Origin of the sequence: Streptomyces sp. Tu6071, from assembly GCF_000213055.1 — a bacterium.
In the GTDB taxonomy this organism is placed as follows: domain Bacteria; phylum Actinomycetota; class Actinomycetes; order Streptomycetales; family Streptomycetaceae; genus Streptomyces; species Streptomyces evansiae.
In genome coordinates, this window is record NZ_CM001165.1 from 3816942 (window position 1) to 3832081 (window position 15140).

The following is a 15140-nucleotide window of genomic DNA, read 5'->3' on the forward strand; positions in this document are numbered from 1 at the left end:
GCGTGGCGTTCCCCGCCCTCGCCGCTCAGGGACGTACGGCAGGATGGCCGTCATGACGAGTACCCGCGTGCAGCAGTCCGGGCCGGTGCTACCCACCGAGGAGGACGAGGTCGCCGCCGAGGGCAGCGAGCTGCTCGGCGGCCCGGTGGGGCGCCATGCCCTGCTCGGCTCCACGTGGTGGACGCCGGTACGCGTCGTCGCCCTCGTCGCGCTGGGGCTCTTCGCGCTCGGCATGGTGCAGAAGATCCCCTGCTACAACGGCGGCTGGTTCTTCGGGGCCAACGCCCAGTACACGCACGCCTGCTACTCCGACATCCCCCACCTCTTCCAGGGGCGCGGCTTCGCGGACGGGCTCGTTCCCTACTTCGACCGGCTCAACGGCGACATGGAGTACCTGGAGTACCCCGTGCTCACCGGCGTGTTCATGGAGGTGGCCTCCTGGCTCACCCCGGGCGGGGACGACCTCGTCCACCGTGAGCAGGTCTACTGGCTGGTGAACTCCGGGATGCTCATGATCTGCGCGGTGGTCCTCGCCGTGTGCGTCAGCCGCACCCATCGCCGGCGGCCCTGGGACGGCCTGCTCGTCGCCCTCGCCCCGGCCGCCGCGCTCACCGCCACCATCAACTGGGACCTGCTCGCCGTCGCGCTCACGGCGGTCGCGATGCTCCTGTGGTCCCGCAAGCGGTCCTTCGGCTTCGGCGTCCTCCTGGGGCTCGCCACCGCCGCGAAGCTCTACCCGGTCCTGCTCCTCGGGCCCGTGCTGCTGCTGTGCTGGCGCACAGGGCGCTGGCGGGAGTTCGGCAGGGCCCTGGGCGGTACGGCGGCGGCCTGGCTCCTGGTGAACCTCCCCGTCATCCTCCTCGCCCCCGACGGCTGGGCGAAGTTCTACACCTTCAGCCAGGAGCGCGGGGTCGACTTCGGGTCCTTCTGGCTCATCCTGTCCCAGCGGCTCAGTTCCCCGCCGAGCACCGACACGATCAACACCCTCGCGACGCTGCTCATGGTGCTCGCCTGCGCGCTCCTCGCCGTGCTGACGCTCACCGCTCCGCGCAGGCCGCGCTTCGCCCAGCTCGCCTTCCTCGTCGTCGCGGCCTTCATCCTCACCAACAAGGTCTACTCGCCGCAGTACGTCCTGTGGCTCGTGCCGCTCGCCGCACTCGCCCGGCCGCGCTGGCGGGACTTCCTCATCTGGCAGGCCGGAGAGGTCCTGTACTTCCTGGGCATCTGGCTCTACCTCGCCTACACGAGTGGCGGGAAGGGCGCGATGGGGCTCTCCCAGGAGGGCTACCACCTCGCCATCCTCTGCCACCTCCTCACCACGCTCTACCTCTGCGCCGTCGTGGTCCGGGACATCCTGCTGCCCGAGCGCGACTCCGTCCGCGCCTCCGGCGACGACGACCCCTCCGGCGGAGTCCTCGACGGAGCGCCGGACCTGCACGTGTACGGACGCGCCGCGAGGCCGCCCCAGCACAGCGGCGGGATCTACACGGACTGGGGCAAGGGGCCGGAGGAGCGGCCCGAGAGCTTCACGGACGAGGAGCCGGAGCGCCGGGCCTAGAGGCGCGGGTACGGGCCCGCCGGGCCTGGAAGCGCGGTACGGGCCCGCGAGGCCGCCGGGTAGGGACCTGGGAGACCGCTCCGGGCAGGTACGGAGAAGGGCGCCCCACACGAGGGGGCGCCCTTCTCCGTACCCGTACCTGTGCCCGCCACGCGGGCCGCGCTCAGTGCTCGACGATCCGGTCGAACTGCGTCGTCGTGTGCCGCAGGTGCGCCACCAGTTCCTCGCCCACCTGCGGCTCGGGGGCGTCGGCGGGCACGAAGAGGATCGAGACCTGCATGTGCGGCGGCTCGGCGAACCAGCGCTGCTTGCCGCCGTGGACGAACGGCGAGAGGTTCCGGTTGACCGTGGCCAGCCCGGCCCGCGCCACGCCCTTCGCGCGCGGCATCACGCCGTGCAGCGCCTTCGGCGCCTCCAGCCCCACGCCGTGCGAGGTGCCGCCCGCGGCGACGACGAGCCAGCCGTCCGAGGTCGCCTTCTGCTGCCGGTAGCCGAAGCGCTCGCCCTTGGCGACCCGGGTCACGTCGAGGATCGTCCCCCGGTACTGGGTGGCCTCGTGGTCACCGAGCCAGAGCAGGGTCCCGATCCGCGCGCGGAACTTCGTCTGCGGGAACTGCTGGCTCAGCCGGGCCAGTTCATCGGCCTTGACGTGGCTCACGTACATCGTGTGGAGCGGCAGCCGCGCGCCGCGCAGCGCGTCCATCCACGCGATGACCTCCTCGACCGCGTCCGTGCCGTCGGTGCGGTCGAGCGGCAGGTGGATCGCGAAGCCTTCGAGGCGCACGTCGTCGATCGCGCTGCCGAGGGCCTGCAGGTCGCTCCGCGTCACGCCGTGCCGCTTCATCGAGGACATGACCTCGATCATCACGCGCGCGCCCACGAGGGCGCGGACGCCGTCCACCGAGGAGACGGAGCGGATCACGCGGTCGGGGAGCGGCACCGGCTCCTCGCCGCGGCGGAAAGGCGTGAGGACCAGCAGATCGCCGCTGAACCAGTCCTTGATCCGCGCGGCCTCGTACGTGGTGCCGACGGCGAGCATGTCGGAGCCGAACCGGGTCGCCTCCTCGGCGAGCCGCTCGTGGCCGAAACCGTAGCCGTTGCCCTTGCAGACCGGGACGATTCCGGGGAACTGTTCGAGAACGTGCTTGTGGTGTGCCCGCCAGCGCGTGGAGTCGACGTACAGCGTGAGCGCCATGGCCGGTCCCGGACCTTTCTTCTAGCTGTGTGGTGCAGGTGGGGGAAGTCGCGCCGCGCGGGGACCCGGCGGGGGACCGGACGCGGCGACTCGGGGGAAGGGGGAGGTCAGCGCCGCGACATGTAGATGTCGAGCGCCTTGTGGAGCAGCTTGTTGAGCGGGAAATCCCACTCCCCGAGGTACTCCGCCGCCTCTCCCCCGGTACCCACCTTGAACTGGATGAGGCCGAAGAGGTGGTCGGTCTCGTCGAGCGAGTCGCTGATGCCGCGCAGGTCGTAGACGCTCGCGCCGAGCGCGTAGGCGTCGCGCAGCATCGCCCACTGCATCGCGTTCGACGGGCGCACCTCGCGCCCGATGTTGTCCGAGGCGCCGTACGAGTACCAGACGTGCCCGCCGACGACGAGCATCGTGGCCGCCGAGAGGTTCACCCCGTTGTGACGCGCGAAGTACAGGCGCATCCGGTTGGGGTCCTCGCTGTTCAGCGCCTGCCACATGCGCTCGAAGTACGCCTGCGGGCGCGGCCGGAACTTGTCGCGGACCGCGGTGATCTCGTAGAGCCGCTGCCACTCGGCGAGGTCCTGGTAGCCGCCCTGGACGACCTCCACGCCGGCCTTCTCGGCCTTCTTGATGTTGCGCCGCCACAGCTGGTTGAAGCCCTTGTGGACCTCCTCCAGGGAGCGTCCCGCGAGCGGCACCTGGAAGACGTAGCGGGGCTGTACGTCGCCGAAGCCCGCGCCGCCGTCCTCGCCCTGCTGCCAGCCCATCCGGCGCAGCTTGTCGGCGACCTCGAAGGCGCGCGGCTCGATGACGTCCGCCTCGATGTCGCGCAGCCGCTTCACGTCCGGGTCCTGGATGCCCTGCTTGATCGTCGGCGCCTTCCAGCGGCGGATGACGACCGGCGGGCCCATCTTCACGGAGAAGGCGCCCTGCTTCTTGAGGTGCGTCAGCATCGGCTGGAGCCACTCGTCGAGGTTCGGCGCGTACCAGTTGATGACCGGGCCCTCGGGCAGGTAGGCGAGGTAGCGCTTGATCTTCGGGAGCTGCCGGTAGAGGACGAGCCCGGCGCCGACGAGCTGCCCGGTCTTCTCGTCGATCCAGCCGAGGCTCTCGGAGCGCCACTCCGACTTCACGTCTGCCCAGGCGGGGACCTGCATGTGGCTGGCCGCGGGCAGGCTCTGGATGAAGGCCAGATGGTGCTCGCGGCTGATGGTCCTCAGGGTCAGGCTCATTCGGGGCGCTCCTCGGGCTGGTGTGTCCCCATCGGTACAGGGCTCCGGCTCTCGCGCCGAAGCCTACTGCGCCTGTGCGGGGCGCTCACTGGGCCGTACCGCTCCCCGCGGCGGGTGCGGAAGCGGTGATACGGCCAGGCGGGGACTCCAACGGGGTGGCGCGCGCTGCTCCACCCGGGGGACGCCGAGAAGGGACGGGTCCGCGCGTAGGGGGCGGAGCGGCGTTTTTCGTGCGGGGCCGGGGCGCTCCACGTCGTACGGGAAGCGGGGCGGGGGACCGGGGGGCGGGGCGCGGTGGGGGCGGGAGCGGGGTGGACGTCCCCTCGCGGCGGCAGCCCCGCGGCCCGTGGCGCCGGGGCTCCGCCGCTGGTGGGCGGGCGGATTCCGGCGCCACGGGCCGTCCGGCTCGGGCGGGAGCGGTGCTCAGCCGCCGATGACGCCGCCGAAGAGACCGCCGTGGGCCATGCCGACGAGGAGGCCGATTCCCGCGGCGCCCATGCCGATGATCAGCCCGAAGCGCTCCCGGGTGGTGACGGAGATGAACTGGCCCCAGCCACCGAGCGCGAGGCCGGCGAGCCCCGCCCAGGAGCTCAGCAGGTGGAAGCTGTGGAAGAAGGACGAGGTGAAGGCCAGGAACCCCAGCACGAGTGTGAGTGCGGTGAGGGTGTTCTGAAGGGGATGTGGGCGTCCGTCTCCGGAGACGAGCGAGTTCGCAGAGGGCTGATGTGCGGACGGGGGACGTATTGCCTGTGCCATCGGGCACCTCCTGACGGGACCCGAGCCCGGTAGCGCGGGTCACATCCGTTCTGTACAGATTGCGTCCCCTCGCGGCCGGATTTCAACCGGAAGCCGGTGTGCGGGTACTGTGTACCGTCTGCGCCGGTGTCTGTCCGGCCACCCGGACGGCCCTCCTCCTCGGCGGAGGGCGCGTTGTCAGTGGGGCCCAGTACCGTCGCTACGCATGAACAACCCTCCTGCCACGGATTGTCCGTGGCCGCTGAGTCCGAAGGAGGTGGGTTACCTATGCGTCACTACGAGGTGATGGTGATCCTCGACCCCGATCTCGAAGAGCGCTCTGTCGCTCCCCTGATCGAGAGCTTCCTCTCCGTGGTCCGCGAGGCCGACGGAAAGGTCGAGAAGGTCGACACCTGGGGCCGTCGTCGTCTGTCCTACGAGATCAACAAGAAGCCCGAGGGGATCTACTCGGTCATCGACCTCCAGGCCGAGCCCGCGGTCATCAAGGAGCTCGACCGTCAGATGAATCTGAACGAGTCGGTCCTCCGGACCAAGGTCCTCCGTCCCGAGACCCACTGAGCGCTCTGGCTCAGGGACTCGCGGACGTCGAGTAGCCACGTACCCGCCAGAGCACATTCCGCCGAGAGGTACATCCCATGGCAGGCGAGACCGTCATCACGGTCGTCGGCAATCTTGTCGACGACCCGGAGCTGCGCTTCACCCAGTCCGGTGCGGCCGTCGCGAAGTTCCGCGTCGCGTCCACCCCGCGCACCTTCGACCGGCAGACCAACGAGTGGAAGGACGGCGAAAGCCTCTTCCTCACGTGCTCGGTCTGGCGGCAGGCCGCGGAGAACGTCGCGGAGTCGCTTCAGCGCGGCACCCGCGTCATCGTTCAGGGCCGGTTGAAGCAGCGGTCCTACGAGGACCGTGAAGGCATCAAGCGCACGGTCTACGAGCTGGACGTCGACGAGGTCGGCGCCAGCCTGCGCAATGCCACCGCCAAGGTCACCAAGACCAGCGGCGGGGGCGGGCGCGGCGGCCAGGGAGGCTACGGCGGAGGCCCGCAGGACGGCGGCTGGGGCGGAAACCCCGGCGGCGGTCAGCAGCAGCCGCAGCAGGGCGGCGGCGGTGCACCCGCCGGCGACCCCTGGGCCACCGGTGCTCCCTCCGGCGGAGGGCAGCAGGGTGGCGGCGGCTGGGGCGGGAACTCCGGCGGCGGCGGCTACTCGGACGAGCCCCCCTTCTAGGACCTTCGGGTCCTGGGGTGGGCCTTCCCACTTCTTGATCACACAGGAGAAACACCATGGCGAAGCCGCCTGTGCGCAAGCCTAAGAAGAAGGTCTGCGCATTCTGCAAGGACAAGGTCACGTACGTGGACTACAAGGACACGAACATGCTGCGGAAGTACATTTCCGACCGCGGCAAGATCCGTGCCCGCCGCGTGACCGGCAACTGCACCCAGCACCAGCGCGATGTCGCCACGGCCGTGAAGAACAGCCGTGAGATGGCGCTGCTGCCCTACACGTCCACCGCGCGCTGAGAGAGGGTGACCATCGCATGAAGATCATCCTCACGAACGAGGTCTCCGGTCTCGGTGGCCCCGGCGAGGTCGTCGACGTCAAGGACGGGTACGCCCGTAACTACCTGGTCCCGCGTGGTTTCGCGATCCGCTGGACCAAGGGTGGCGAGAAGGACGTCGCGCAGATTCGTCGCGCGCGCAAGATCCACGAGATCGCCACGATCGAGCAGGCCAACCAGATCAAGGCCGAGCTGGAGGGTGTCAGGGTTCGCCTTGCGACCCGCTCCGGCGAAGCCGGCCGTCTGTTCGGCTCCGTGACCCCCGCCGACATCGCCTCGGCGATCAAGGCCGCGGGTGGCCCGAACGTGGACAAGCGCCGCATCGAGCTGACGACGCCGATCAAGTCGCTCGGCGCCCACGAGGCGTCCGTGCGTCTGCACCCCGAGGTGGCCGCCAAGGTCAACATCGAGGTCGTCTCCGCCTGAGCGTCTCGCTGACGCTGAAGCAGCGAAGGGGCCGCACCACTTGTGGGTGCGGCCCCTTCGGCGTGTCCGGAGCCGGGCGGCGTGTACGCGCGGCGGGGACGGGGCCGGGCCGGCCGGTACGGGGCCGGGGTGGCGCGTAGCTGCTCCGGGTTGCTGGTCGGGGCCGCACGTGTCCGTGTGCGGGGGATGTTTCACGTGAAACATCCGGTGGCGTCGATTGTGCGCTGTTTCACGTGAAACATCCCCACCGGTTCGGCGATGCGCGGCTCAGCGGCTCGCCCCCGTGACAACCCAGCGCCCCGAGCGGGAGCGCAGCCAGAGGGTGAGCATCCGGACGACCATCATGAGCGCCATCGCCCCCCACAGCGCCGTGAGCCCACCGCCCCAGACGGGGACGAGCAGGGCGACCGGCGTGAAGACCGCGAGGGTGAGGATCATCGCGACGGCGAGGTAGCGTCCGTCCCCCGCCCCCATCAGCACCCCGTCGAGTACGTAGACGATCCCGCAGACCGGCTGGACGAGGGCGACGACGAGCAGCGCCGGGAACGCGGCGTCGTGGACGACGGAGTCCCCCGAGAAGAGCGGGATGTACAGCGGGCGCCCGGCGATGACGAGCGCACCCAGAACGACGCCGGAGGCGATGCCCCAGTGGACCATCCTCCGGCACACGTTCCTCGCGCCCTCGGCGTCGTCCGCGCCCAGGTAGCGCCCGATGATGGCCTGCCCCGCGATGGCGATGGCGTCGAGAGCGAAGGAGAGCAGGCTCCACAGGGAGAGCACGATCTGGTGCGCGGCGATGTCCGCGTCCCCGAGCCGTGCCGCGACGGCCGTGGCGATCATGAGGATCGCGCGGAGCGAGAGGGTGCGGACGAGGAGCGGCGCTCCCGCGCGGGCGCTGTTGTGTATCCCCGCGAGGTCGGGGCGGAGCGAGGCGCCGTGGCGGCGGGCGCCCCGTACGACCACGTAGAGGTAGACGAGCGCCATGCCGCACTGGGCGATGACCGTGCCCCAGGCGGAGCCCGCGATGCCGAGGCCCGCTCCGTAGACGAGGACGGCGTTGAGCACGCCGTTGGCGAGGAAGCCGCCCACGGCGACGTAGAGCGGTGTACGGGTGTCCTGGAGGCCGCGCAGCACACCGGTCGCCGCGAGGACGATGAGCATGGCCGGGATGCCGAGGGCGGAGACGCGCAGATAGGTCGTGGCGTACGGGGCGGCGGTGCCCGAGGCGCCGAAGACGTCGACGAGCCACGGAGCCGCGGGGATCGCGAAGGCGACGACCAGGAGCCCGAGGACCAGGGCCAGCCAGATACCGTCGATGCCCTGGCGCAGCGCGGCGGCGAGATGACCCGCGCCGACGCGCCGGGAGACGGCGGCCGTCGTCGCGTAGGCGAGGAACACGAAGACGCTGACCGCCGTGGTGAGCAGGGCGGAGGCGACACCGAGGCCGGCGAGTTGCGGGGTGCCGAGGTGGCCGACGATGGCGCTGTCCACCATGACGAAGAGCGGTTCCGCGACGAGGGAGCCGAAGGCCGGGAGGGCGAGGGCGACGATCTCGCGGTCGTGCCGGCGCAGGGCGGCGCGGGACTGCTCGGGAGGGCGGGTCATGGGTTAAATCTAATCTTCCACAGGTAAGAGACGCAAAGGTCTGTGACCCTTACGAAGCGGTGCCACGCGTCTGCTTGGGGGTGTCCGGTTTCGCGATCTTGGGCCACTCGGGAAATTTTTTCTTCCCCACAGGCAGTGGATGAGGAAAACCCAGGTCAGATCAGGTGCTCGGGTGAGAGGTCGGGCTTGTTCACAGAGCTTTCCACCGGCTCATGCACAGGTTCGGGCGAGTTCTCCACAGCTCTGGGCTGGTTATCCACAGTGCCTGTGGATAACCAGATTGGCTGACGGTGCCGACGGGCCTAACGTTATGCGGCGCCCACCGTGCGGCGGCGCGTGGAACGGCACGGCAAGGTCCGTTCCACGGATGTGAGGAGGAGGCCCGGTGAGCATTTCCGAGCCCTTGGACGATCCCTGGGCCGAGAGCGGGCCCGGTGACCGACTGCCCTCATCCCGCAGGCGCCGCGACGACGACCGCGGCGGCAGGGCGGACGGGCACGGCGGGAGCGGGGAGCATGCCCGCGGCGGCCAGGGACGCGGCGAGCAGGGGCGCGGCGAGCGCCACGACCGGGGCCAGGAAGGCGGCGACTGGGACGGTCCCGCCGCCTTCGAGCGCGTACCCCCGCAGGACCTCGACGCCGAGCAGTCGGTGCTCGGCGGCATGCTGCTCTCCAAGGACGCCATCGCCGACGTCGTCGAGATCCTCAAGGGCTCCGACTTCTACCGGCCCGCGCACGAAGTCGTCTACCAGGCGATTCTCGACCTGTACGCGAAGGGCGAGCCCGCCGATCCCATCACGGTGGCGGCGGAGCTGACCCGGCGCGGGGAGATCACGAAGGTCGGCGGCGCCCCGTATCTGCACACCCTCGTGCAGACGGTGCCGACGGCGGCCAACGCGGAGTACTACGCCGAGATCGTGCACGAGCGCGCCGTGCTGCGCCGCCTCGTCGAGGCGGGCACGCGCATCACGCAGATGGGATACGCGGCGGACGGCGACGTCGACGAGATCGTCAACAACGCGCAGGCCGAGGTCTTCAAGGTCACCGAGCAGCGCACGAGCGAGGACTACCTCCCGCTCGGGGACATCATGGAGGGCGCGCTCGACGAGATCGAGGCGATCGGCTCGCGCAGCGGCGAGATGACCGGTGTCCCGACGGGCTTCGCTGACTTCGACGCGCTGACCAACGGCCTGCACCCCGGACAGATGGTCGTCATCGCGGCCCGCCCCGCGATGGGCAAGTCCACGCTCGCGCTCGACTTCGCCCGCGCGGCGTCGATCAAGAACAACCTCCCGAGCGTGATCTTCTCGCTCGAAATGGGCCGCAACGAGATCGCGATGCGCCTTCTGTCGGCCGAGGCGCGGGTCGCCCTGCACCACATGCGCTCGGGCACGATGACCGACGAGGACTGGACGCGCCTCGCGCGCCGGATGCCGGAGGTCTCGGCCGCGCCGCTCTACATCGACGACTCGCCGAACCTGTCGATGATGGAGATCCGCGCGAAGTGCCGACGGCTCAAGCAGCGCAACGACCTCAAGCTCGTCGTGATCGACTACCTCCAGCTCATGCAGTCCGGTGGCAAGGGCCGCGCCGAGAGCCGCCAGCAGGAGGTCTCGGACATGTCCCGAAACCTGAAGCTGCTCGCGAAGGAGCTGGAGATCCCGGTGATCGCGCTCTCGCAGCTCAACCGTGGTCCCGAGCAGCGCACCGACAAGAAGCCGATGGTCTCCGACCTGCGTGAATCGGGATCGATCGAGCAGGACGCCGACATGGTCATCCTGCTGCACCGCGAGGACGCCTACGAGAAGGAGTCCCCCCGCGCCGGCGAGGCCGACCTCATCGTCGCCAAGCACCGCAACGGCCCGACCGCGACCATCACGGTCGGCTTCCAGGGCCACTACTCGCGGTTCGTGGACATGGCGCAGGTGTGAGAGGAAGGCGGGGCGGCCGGGCGGCCGGGCTGTAGGGCAGGTTCCTGGCCGAGAGCCAGATTCCTCGCCGAGAGGGGCGGAGGCCGGTTCACCGGTTGCGCGCCCCGAGCAACCTCGCGCAGGCCGTTTGGCGACGTCATGGGAACCGGCCGGACTCGTCGGGGGGTGAGCCCCGCCCGAGGCTGTTCAGCGGCGGTTTCGACGCGGGGACCTCGGCTCGCCTCTTCGCCGCGGCTGCGCGATGCCTTCCTCGAAACCTGGACAGGCGGCGGCACCAGCGCGGTCGAGGGCGCCGGACCCTCCCGCTGAGGGCGCGGCTCGGTGTCCGGCGCTCCGCACTTCCGACCGAGCAGCGTTTCTGAGGACGCGGTGGGGAGATTAACCGGATGAGCGAACTGATACTGATGGCCGATCCGCGCGTGGCGGCGGTACCCGTGCGCGACTGCGGGGAACCGCTCGTCGACGTCCGCACGAGCGGGGAACTGCTCGTCGACACGCGGAAGGAGGCTGATGCGGCGGGGGCGTTCGCGCACCTGCGCGCGGGCGTGCTGGAACGACTGCTCGCGGCGCAGCGGCGTCTCCCGGAGGGCGTACGGCTGCTGCACGTCGAGGGGTACCGGTCCCCGGCGCTCCAGCGGAGCTACTTCGAGGAGTACGCGGACGAACTGCGCGCCGCGCACCCGGAGTGGCCCGCCGAGCGGCTCAGGGACGCCGCGAGCCGGTACGTCTCTCCGCCCGAGATCGCCCCGCACAGCGCCGGCGCCGCCGTGGACGTCACGCTCGCGGACATGGGGGGCCAGGAACTCGACCTCGGTACCCGTATGAACGCGAGCCCGGAGGAGAGCGACGGGGCCTGCTACACGGACGCGAAGAACATCGGCACGCAGGCGCGAGCGCACCGAGCGCTCCTGGGAGAGGCGCTGCGCGGCGCCGGGTTCGTCAACTACCCGACCGAGTGGTGGCACTGGTCCTACGGCGACCGCTACTGGGCTCTCGCGACCGGCGCGGAGGCGGCGCTGTACGCGGCGGTGGAGCGTACGGACACGGCCTGAGTGCCCTGCACCGGCACCAGGACAGCCCTCGCGTGGTCCGCCTCCGCTCCTCAGCCGAGGACGAGGGGCAGGCGGACCGGGGCAGCCGTGCGTTCCTCGGGGGTCGGCGCGCGGCGTCCCGTGCCGACGAGCAGCGCGTCGTGGTCGGAGAAGGACGGCGGGAAGGGGGCCCCGGCGATGCGGCCCAGGAGAACGCGCGCGCTCGCGAGGCACTCGGCCGGGGGCGCGGCGGCATGCGGGAGGTGGGCGGTGAGGTCGAGGTGGTGGAGGGTCCACTCCAGGACGTACGCGGACAGGTAGTCGGCCACCGTGAGGACCTGCCCCTGCGTGCCGACGTGTGCCTCCGGCACGGCGAGGCGAGCCGCGCGACCCGCCGCCGAACCGACGTCGTCCAGGTGGAACTTCAGCAGCGCCGGGTCCTCGTAGGCCGCAGCGAGACGGACGGTGAGCGCGTCGAGCGGGTCCGCACCGTCCGGCGGCGTCTCGCCCACCTGCCAGTACGTCACGGCGTCGCGCGTCGGCGCGCCCCGCTCGGGCGTGGCGAGGGTGATGAGGACGTCCTGCGCGTCGATGACGAGGTGGCAGACGAGATCCCGTACGCGCCAGCCCGCGCAACCGCTGGGCCGGGCGAAGTCCTCGTCGCGGAGCCCGGCGACCGTGTCGAGCAGGGAGCTGAGGGCCCGGGAGAAGAGATCCACCCCGGCAGGCTACGCGGCGCGGGCCGGTCCCTGTCAGGAGGCGAGGTCGCGGATGTGGGGGACGGCGCGGGTCAGCGCGAGGACGCCCGCGGCGATCAGCGCGACGCCGAGCAGTTCGGGCAGGACGAGCCAGCCCAGGTGGAGGCGCTCCTGGAAGACGAGGACGCCGAGCAGCAGGCTGACCGTGGCGTCGCCGATCGTGAGGGCGGGCTGCGAGGCGGCGAGTGTGCCCGCTTGCAGGGCGTTCTCCAGCAGCAGGAGGGCCGCCATGCCGGTGAGCGCGAATCCGTAGGTCTGCCAGGAGGTGAAGAAGGCGCCCGGACCGTGGTCCGCGAAGGCACGGGTCGCCGACTTGAGGAGCGCAGCGGTCAGGGCATTGCCCACGGCCGCCGCGAAGCCGAGCACGGTGGCGCGCAGCAACGAGGAACGGGCGCGGCGCGCGATGAGCACCATGAGGCCCATCGTCGCGAGGCACAGGGCGACGGCCGGAATCCAGCGCGCGGCCGTGGCCTGGCTCGTGCCGCCGTGCGGGGCCGCGCAACCGAGCAGCAGCACGAGTCCCGCGACGACGCTCCCGATCGCGTACCAGCCGGTCACGGGCATCGTGCGGTGCAGCAACGGCAGCCCGATGAGCAGCGCGAACGGCAACTCCAGGATGAAGACGGGCTGGACGAGCGCGAGCGGCCCGTTCGTGAGCGCGAGCGCTTGGAAGAACGCGGCGCCGATGACACCGCCGATGCCGAGGAGCCAGGCGGGCCGGTGGGCCAGGGCGAGGACGAGGCGCAGGCCGCCGCCCCGGGGCTGGTTGGCGGCGGCCTTGCGCTGGAAGGCGGTTCCCATCGCATTGCTCGCGGCGCCGAGTACGGCGAAGACGACAGCCAGGATGATCACGGCAGCTCACTCCCCGCTCCCACCGCGCGCCTCACGCCCGACCCGGGCACGTCCGCCCTACGAAGGACGGGCGCTTGGGGGAGCGGCCTGGGCCGGAACGGGCTGGTGGCGCTCGTCCGCGGCCGATTAGCGTGCGGTGCATGACTTCCATCGACGAGGCCGGCGGAGTATCCGGCGAAGGCGCGGTGTCCGGCGCACTCCTGGACGGGACGCGGCGGGCCCTGCTGCGCAGGATCGCCGTGGCGCAGGCCGAGCAGCGGGTGCCGTCCGTCGTGGCCGCGGTGACGCGGGGCGGGCGGCAGGTGTGGAGCGGGGCCCGCGGCTGTGTCGACGGGCACGCCCCCGACGACCAGGTGCAGTACCGCATCGGCTCGATCACCAAGACCTTCACCGCCGTGCTCGTGCTGCGCCTGCGCGAGGAGGGCCTGCTCGAACTGGGCCACCCGGTCGAGCGGTACGTACCGGAGGCCGGTCTCGGCCCGGAGGTGACGGTCCGCCAACTCCTCGCCCACATGGGCGGGCTGGCCGCCGAGGCGCCCCCGCCCTGGTGGGAGCGGACGCCCGGGAGCCTGCGTCCGCGGCTCACCGACGTGCTCGGCGCGGAGCCCTTCCGGCACGAACCCGGCTTGCTGCACCACTACTCCAACCCCGGCTTCACCGTCCTCGGCGCGCTCGTCGCCGCCGTGCGCGGGACCACGTGGGAGGAGGCGCTGCGCGCGGAGATCCTGGAGCCGCTCGGCCTGCGGCGGACCGGGGTACGCCCCGAGGCGCCGAGCGCGGGCGGCTGGGCCGTGCACCCGTGGGCCGACCTGCTCCAGGAGGAGAAGGTGGAGGACCTCGGGCTCATGGCTCCGGCGGGCCAGCTGTGGTCCACGGCCGCCGACCTCGCCCGCTTCGCGAACTTCCTGCTGCACGGGGACGAGGAGGTGCTGGGGCGCGACGGGGTGCGTGAGCTGCGTGTTCCGGCGGCCCCCGGCGACGGGGACAGCGGGTACGGCCTCGGCACCCAGCTCCTGCACCGCCGGGGCAGGGATCTGGCCGGGCACACGGGCTCTGTGCCGGGGTTCACGGCCGGGCTGTGGGTCTGCGAGGAGGAGGACCTGGGCGCCGTGGTCCTCGGCAATGCCACCTCGCAACTCAGCTCGGGCACGCTCGCCGCCGAGCTGCTGGAACTCGTGGCGGAGGCGGAGCCGCGCATTCCCGAGCTGTGGAGGCCGCTGCCGCACGTGGACAGGGAGCTTCTGGCGCTCACGGGCCTGTGGTACTGGGGGAGCGACCCGATCGCGGTACGTCTCCGGGCGGGCGGGGGCCTGGAACTCGGGCCGGTCAAAGGCGGTCGGCAGTCACGCTTCGTACCCGCCGACGACGGAAGCTGGGTGGGGCTTGACGGCTACTACTCGGGCGAGACGCTGAGCGTCGTACGGGGGCCGGAGGGCGAGGTGAGCCACTTGGACCTGGGGTCCTTCGTCTTCACGCGCGAGCCCTACGCGGAAGGCGGCCCGACGCCGGGCGGTGTCGTGCCGGAGGGCTGGCGCGGGTTGCCGAGCTGAGGGTGGGCTGTTTCACGTGAAACATGGAGCGACTGCCACGGGGGGATGTTTCACGTGAAACATGGACCGACCGGCCTCAGGGCGATGTTTCACGTGAAACATCCTCTCGGCGGCTCATCCGGGGCGTCGCAATGTTTCACGTGAAACATCCCGTGTGCGCGGCTCGCGATGTTTCACGTGAAACATGTGGTTCGGCGCCGAGTCAGAGCGTGAGCTTGAAGCCCACGTGCGAGTCGACGAAGCCCAGCCGCTTGTAGAAGCGGTGGGCGTCGCCGCGGGTGGCGTCCGAGGTGAGCTGTACCAGGCTCGCGCCCTGGCGGCGGGATTCCTCGATGGCCCAGGTGATGAGCTGGGTGCCGAGCCCTCCCCCGCGAGTGGTGGCGGACACCCGTACCGCCTCGATGATCGTGCGCGTGGTGCCCTGGCGGGACAGCCCGTGCAGCACGCTGAGCTGCAGCGTGCCGACGATCTCGCCGTCGCGCTCGGCCACGACGAGGTGCTGGTTCTTGTCCTCGTCGAGACGGTCGAACGCCTGGTGGTACGGCGTGAGGTCGTCCGGGGACTCGCGCTGGGCGCCGAGCGGGTCGTCCGCGAGCATCGCGACGATCGCGCTGATGTCGCCGCGTGTGGCCGGGCGTATGTGAAGGGTGCTCATGCCCGCGATCCTAGGCGCGGGCTCCGCCGGGCCCGGCC

At 71.1% G+C, this 15140-nt stretch carries 15 protein-coding genes; 8 read left to right on the forward strand and 7 right to left on the reverse strand.

The annotated features are described in order from the left end of the window. Positions 1-43 precede the first annotated feature (43 nt). Positions 44-1558 (forward strand): glycosyltransferase family 87 protein, encoded by a 1515-nt coding sequence (locus STTU_RS15740; protein ID WP_007824571.1) that lies wholly within the window; start codon positions 44-46, stop codon positions 1556-1558. 163 nt (positions 1559-1721) lie between these two features. On the opposite strand, the gene STTU_RS15745 is transcribed toward STTU_RS15740, so the two are convergent. The 3 genes from STTU_RS15745 to STTU_RS15755 all read right to left on the reverse strand — a co-directional run bounded on the left by STTU_RS15745 (position 1722) and on the right by STTU_RS15755 (position 4738). Continuing rightward, a complete protein-coding gene (locus STTU_RS15745; RefSeq protein ID WP_007824572.1) occupies positions 1722-2753 on the reverse strand; it encodes an alanine racemase in 1032 nt (343 codons plus the stop codon). 107 nt (positions 2754-2860) lie between these two features. Further along, positions 2861-3982, reverse strand: coding sequence for a lipid II:glycine glycyltransferase FemX (locus STTU_RS15750; RefSeq protein ID WP_007824573.1), 1122 nt, complete (start codon positions 3980-3982; stop codon positions 2861-2863). Positions 3983-4405: 423 nt separating this feature from the next. Next, the gene (locus STTU_RS15755) at positions 4406-4738 is read right to left on the reverse strand and encodes a hypothetical protein (protein ID WP_007824574.1); all 333 of its coding nucleotides are present in this window, start codon (positions 4736-4738) and stop codon (positions 4406-4408) included. A 267-nt stretch (positions 4739-5005) separates the two neighbouring features. On the opposite strand from STTU_RS15755, the gene rpsF reads away from it, so the two are divergent. From rpsF to rplI, 4 genes are all read left to right on the forward strand, one after another. Then, positions 5006-5296, forward strand: coding sequence for a 30S ribosomal protein S6 (gene rpsF / locus STTU_RS15760; RefSeq protein WP_007824576.1), 291 nt, complete (start codon positions 5006-5008; stop codon positions 5294-5296). Between the two features lie 77 nt (positions 5297-5373). Continuing rightward, on the forward strand, positions 5374-5964 hold the full coding sequence (locus STTU_RS15765; RefSeq protein ID WP_007824577.1) for a single-stranded DNA-binding protein: 591 nt from the start codon (positions 5374-5376) through the stop codon (positions 5962-5964). 56 nt (positions 5965-6020) lie between these two features. Next, on the forward strand, positions 6021-6257 hold the full coding sequence (gene rpsR / locus STTU_RS15770) for a 30S ribosomal protein S18 (RefSeq protein ID WP_008746874.1): 237 nt from the start codon (positions 6021-6023) through the stop codon (positions 6255-6257). A 17-nt stretch (positions 6258-6274) separates the two neighbouring features. Then, a complete protein-coding gene (rplI, locus tag STTU_RS15775; RefSeq protein WP_007824579.1) occupies positions 6275-6721 on the forward strand; it encodes a 50S ribosomal protein L9 in 447 nt (148 codons plus the stop codon). 267 nt (positions 6722-6988) lie between these two features. On the opposite strand, the gene STTU_RS15780 is transcribed toward rplI, so the two are convergent. Continuing rightward, positions 6989-8326: an MATE family efflux transporter gene (locus tag STTU_RS15780; protein ID WP_007824580.1), complete on the reverse strand. Its 1338-nt coding sequence runs from the start codon at positions 8324-8326 to the stop codon at positions 6989-6991. 385 nt (positions 8327-8711) lie between these two features. Between STTU_RS15780 and dnaB the strand changes: the two genes are divergently transcribed. Beyond that, a complete protein-coding gene (gene dnaB, locus STTU_RS15785) occupies positions 8712-10256 on the forward strand; it encodes a replicative DNA helicase (RefSeq protein ID WP_078518984.1) in 1545 nt (514 codons plus the stop codon). A 386-nt stretch (positions 10257-10642) separates the two neighbouring features. After that, a complete protein-coding gene (locus STTU_RS15790) occupies positions 10643-11308 on the forward strand; it encodes a M15 family metallopeptidase (protein ID WP_007824590.1) in 666 nt (221 codons plus the stop codon). Positions 11309-11358: 50 nt separating this feature from the next. Here the strand turns inward: STTU_RS15790 and STTU_RS15795 are convergent, their stop codons facing one another. Both STTU_RS15795 and STTU_RS15800 read right to left on the reverse strand, forming a co-directional pair. Continuing rightward, positions 11359-12006: a maleylpyruvate isomerase N-terminal domain-containing protein gene (locus STTU_RS15795; protein ID WP_007824591.1), complete on the reverse strand. Its 648-nt coding sequence runs from the start codon at positions 12004-12006 to the stop codon at positions 11359-11361. A gap of 33 nt (positions 12007-12039) precedes the next feature. Beyond that, on the reverse strand, positions 12040-12897 hold the full coding sequence (locus STTU_RS15800; protein ID WP_007824592.1) for a DMT family transporter: 858 nt from the start codon (positions 12895-12897) through the stop codon (positions 12040-12042). A 140-nt stretch (positions 12898-13037) separates the two neighbouring features. Between STTU_RS15800 and STTU_RS15805 the strand changes: the two genes are divergently transcribed. Beyond that, positions 13038-14447 carry a serine hydrolase domain-containing protein gene (locus STTU_RS15805; RefSeq protein WP_007824593.1) on the forward strand — a complete coding sequence of 470 codons (1410 nt, stop codon included), beginning with the start codon at positions 13038-13040 and terminating at the stop codon, positions 14445-14447. 202 nt (positions 14448-14649) lie between these two features. On the opposite strand, the gene STTU_RS15810 is transcribed toward STTU_RS15805, so the two are convergent. After that, positions 14650-15102: a GNAT family N-acetyltransferase gene (locus tag STTU_RS15810; protein ID WP_007824595.1), complete on the reverse strand. Its 453-nt coding sequence runs from the start codon at positions 15100-15102 to the stop codon at positions 14650-14652. Positions 15103-15140 lie beyond the last annotated feature (38 nt).

What these genes read in the sequence shown, in the direction of transcription:
- rplI (WP_007824579.1), top strand. Translation starts at nt 6,275, where the DNA reads ATGAAGATCATCCTCACGAACGAGGTCTCCGGTCTCGGTGGCCCCGGC.
- STTU_RS15780 (WP_007824580.1), bottom strand. Translation starts at nt 8,326, where the DNA reads ATGACCCGCCCTCCCGAGCAGTCCCGCGCCGCCCTGCGCCGGCACGAC.
- STTU_RS15765 (WP_007824577.1), top strand. Translation starts at nt 5,374, where the DNA reads ATGGCAGGCGAGACCGTCATCACGGTCGTCGGCAATCTTGTCGACGAC.
- STTU_RS15790 (WP_007824590.1), top strand. Translation starts at nt 10,643, where the DNA reads ATGAGCGAACTGATACTGATGGCCGATCCGCGCGTGGCGGCGGTACCC.
- STTU_RS15805 (WP_007824593.1), top strand. Translation starts at nt 13,038, where the DNA reads ATGACTTCCATCGACGAGGCCGGCGGAGTATCCGGCGAAGGCGCGGTG.
- STTU_RS15740 (WP_007824571.1), top strand. Translation starts at nt 44, where the DNA reads ATGGCCGTCATGACGAGTACCCGCGTGCAGCAGTCCGGGCCGGTGCTA.
- rpsR (WP_008746874.1), top strand. Translation starts at nt 6,021, where the DNA reads ATGGCGAAGCCGCCTGTGCGCAAGCCTAAGAAGAAGGTCTGCGCATTC.
- rpsF (WP_007824576.1), top strand. Translation starts at nt 5,006, where the DNA reads ATGCGTCACTACGAGGTGATGGTGATCCTCGACCCCGATCTCGAAGAG.
- STTU_RS15810 (WP_007824595.1), bottom strand. Translation starts at nt 15,102, where the DNA reads ATGAGCACCCTTCACATACGCCCGGCCACACGCGGCGACATCAGCGCG.
- STTU_RS15755 (WP_007824574.1), bottom strand. Translation starts at nt 4,738, where the DNA reads ATGGCACAGGCAATACGTCCCCCGTCCGCACATCAGCCCTCTGCGAAC.
- STTU_RS15750 (WP_007824573.1), bottom strand. Translation starts at nt 3,982, where the DNA reads ATGAGCCTGACCCTGAGGACCATCAGCCGCGAGCACCATCTGGCCTTC.
- STTU_RS15745 (WP_007824572.1), bottom strand. Translation starts at nt 2,753, where the DNA reads ATGGCGCTCACGCTGTACGTCGACTCCACGCGCTGGCGGGCACACCAC.